This window comes from Bacillus sp. M6-12 (genome assembly GCF_002860285.1).
Taxonomy (GTDB): Bacteria; Bacillota; Bacilli; order Bacillales; family DSM-1321; genus Peribacillus.
Map to the genome: position 1 here is coordinate 1 of NZ_PGVF01000018.1, position 3,051 is coordinate 3,051.

The 3,051-nt window shown below is 52.8% G+C and carries 1 rRNA gene; it reads right to left on the reverse strand.

The window, feature by feature from the left end:
- Positions 1-2,929, reverse strand: a 23S ribosomal RNA gene (locus tag CVD28_RS19845); the annotation flags it as partial.
- Positions 2,930-3,051 lie beyond the last annotated feature (122 nt).

A 3,051-nucleotide genomic window follows, 5' to 3' on the forward strand; every position in this document is an offset into this window, starting at 1 on the left:
TAAGTCCTCGATCGATTAGTATCAGTCAGCTCCACGTGTCACCACGCTTCCACCCCTGACCTATCAACCTGATCATCTTTCAGGGATCTTACTAGCTTGACGCTATGGGAAATCTCATCTTGAGGGGGGCTTCATGCTTAGATGCTTTCAGCACTTATCCCGTCCGCACATAGCTACCCAGCGATGCCTTTGGCAAGACAACTGGTACACCAGCGGTGCGTCCATCCCGGTCCTCTCGTACTAAGGACAGCTCCTCTCAAATTTCCTGCGCCCGCGACGGATAGGGACCGAACTGTCTCACGACGTTCTGAACCCAGCTCGCGTACCGCTTTAATGGGCGAACAGCCCAACCCTTGGGACCGACTACAGCCCCAGGATGCGATGAGCCGACATCGAGGTGCCAAACCTCCCCGTCGATGTGGACTCTTGGGGGAGATAAGCCTGTTATCCCCGGGGTAGCTTTTATCCGTTGAGCGATGGCCCTTCCATGCGGAACCACCGGATCACTAAGCCCGACTTTCGTCCCTGCTCGACTTGTAGGTCTCGCAGTCAAGCTCCCTTGTGCCTTTACACTCTGCGAATGATTTCCAACCATTCTGAGGGAACCTTTGGGCGCCTCCGTTACATTTTAGGAGGCGACCGCCCCAGTCAAACTGCCCGCCTGACACTGTCTCCCGCCCCGATAAGGGGCGCGGGTTAGAATTTCAATACAGCCAGGGTAGTATCCCACCGACGCCTCCACCGAAGCTGGCGCTCCGGCTTCAAAGGCTCCTACCTATCCTGTACAAGCTGTACCAAAATTCAATATCAGGCTGCAGTAAAGCTCCACGGGGTCTTTCCGTCCTGTCGCGGGTAACCTGCATCTTCACAGGTACTATAATTTCACCGAGTCTCTCGTTGAGACAGTGCCCAGATCGTTACGCCTTTCGTGCGGGTCGGAACTTACCCGACAAGGAATTTCGCTACCTTAGGACCGTTATAGTTACGGCCGCCGTTTACTGGGGCTTCGGTTCAAAGCTTCGCTTGCGCTAACCTCTCCCCTTAACCTTCCAGCACCGGGCAGGCGTCAGCCCCTATACTTCGCCTTGCGGCTTCGCAGAGACCTGTGTTTTTGCTAAACAGTCGCCTGGGCCTATTCACTGCGGCTTTTCAGGGCTATGCACCCTAAAAAGCACCCCTTCTCCCGAAGTTACGGGGTCATTTTGCCGAGTTCCTTAACGAGAGTTCTCTCGCACACCTTAGGATTCTCTCCTCGCCTACCTGTGTCGGTTTGCGGTACGGGCACCCTTCATCTCGCTAGAGGCTTTTCTTGGCAGTGTGGAATCAGGAACTTCGGTACTCTATTTCCCTCGCCATCACAACTCAGCCTTAATGATAATGGGATTTGCCTCATTATCAGCCTAATTGCTTGGACGCGCATATCCAACAGCGCGCTTACCCTATCCTCCTGCGTCCCCCCATTGCTCAAACGATGAATTGGTGGTACAGGAATATCAACCTGTTGTCCATCGCCTACGCCTTTCGGCCTCGGCTTAGGTCCCGACTAACCCTGAGCGGACGAGCCTTCCTCAGGAAACCTTAGGCATACGGTGGAAGGGATTCTCACCCTTCTTTCGCTACTCATACCGGCATTCTCACTTCTAAGCGCTCCACCAGTCCTTCCGGTCTGGCTTCTATGCCCTTAGAACGCTCTCCTACCACTGATACCAACGGTATCAATCCACAGCTTCGGTGTTATGTTTAGCCCCGGTACATTTTCGGCGCGGAGTCACTCGACCAGTGAGCTATTACGCACTCTTTAAATGGTGGCTGCTTCTAAGCCAACATCCTGGTTGTCTAAGCAACTCCACATCCTTTTCCACTTAACATAAACTTTGGGACCTTAGCTGGTGGTCTGGGCTGTTTCCCTTTTGACTACGGATCTTATCACTCGCAGTCTGACTCCCAACGATAAGTCTTTGGCATTCGGAGTTTGACTGAATTCGGTAACCCGATGGGGGCCCCTAGTCCAATCAGTGCTCTACCTCCAAGACTCTTGCGTTGAGGCTAGCCCTAAAGCTATTTCGGAGAGAACCAGCTATCTCCAGGTTCGATTGGAATTTCTCCGCTACCCACACCTCATCCCCGCACTTTTCAACGTGCGTGGGTTCGGGCCTCCATTCAGTGTTACCTGAACTTCACCCTGGACATGGGTAGATCACCTGGTTTCGGGTCTACGACCACATACTCATTCGCCCTATTCAGACTCGCTTTCGCTGCGGCTCCGTCTTATCAACTTAACCTTGCATGTAATCGTAACTCGCCGGTTCATTCTACAAAAGGCACGCCATCACCCGTAAATGGGCTCTGACTACTTGTAGGCACACGGTTTCAGGATCTCTTTCACTCCCCTTCCGGGGTGCTTTTCACCTTTCCCTCACGGTACTGGTTCACTATCGGTCACTAGGGAGTATTTAGCCTTGGGAGATGGTCCTCCCTGCTTCCGACGGGATTTCTCGTGTCCCGCCGTACTCAGGATCCACTCAGGAGGGAACGAAGTTTCAGCTACAGGGTTTTTACCTTCTGTGACGGATCTTTCCAGATCTCTTCGCCTACCCCGTTCCTTTGTAACTCCATGTTGAGTGTCCTACAACCCCAAGAGGCAAGCCTCTTGGTTTGGGCTATGTTCCGTTTCGCTCGCCGCTACTCAGGAAATCGCGTTTGCTTTCTCTTCCTCCGGGTACTTAGATGTTTCAGTTCCCCGGGTCTGCCTTCATCACCCTATGAATTCAGGTGTAGATACTGTTCCATTACGAACAGTGGGTTTCCCCATTCGGAAATCTTCGGATCAAAGCTTACTTACAGCTCCCCGAAGCATATCGGTGTTAGTCCCGTCCTTCATCGGCTCCTAGTGCCAAGGCATCCACCGTGCGCCCTTTCTAACTTAACCAAATGGCGGATGATAACCTTCGGATTTCTTCGTCAGCTTCCTTCACTCAGATCCTCACGTATGTAAAATACGCTCCGGTCTTCGCTCAGTCGCTTCCTCGAACTCCTCGCTTCTCCTCCACC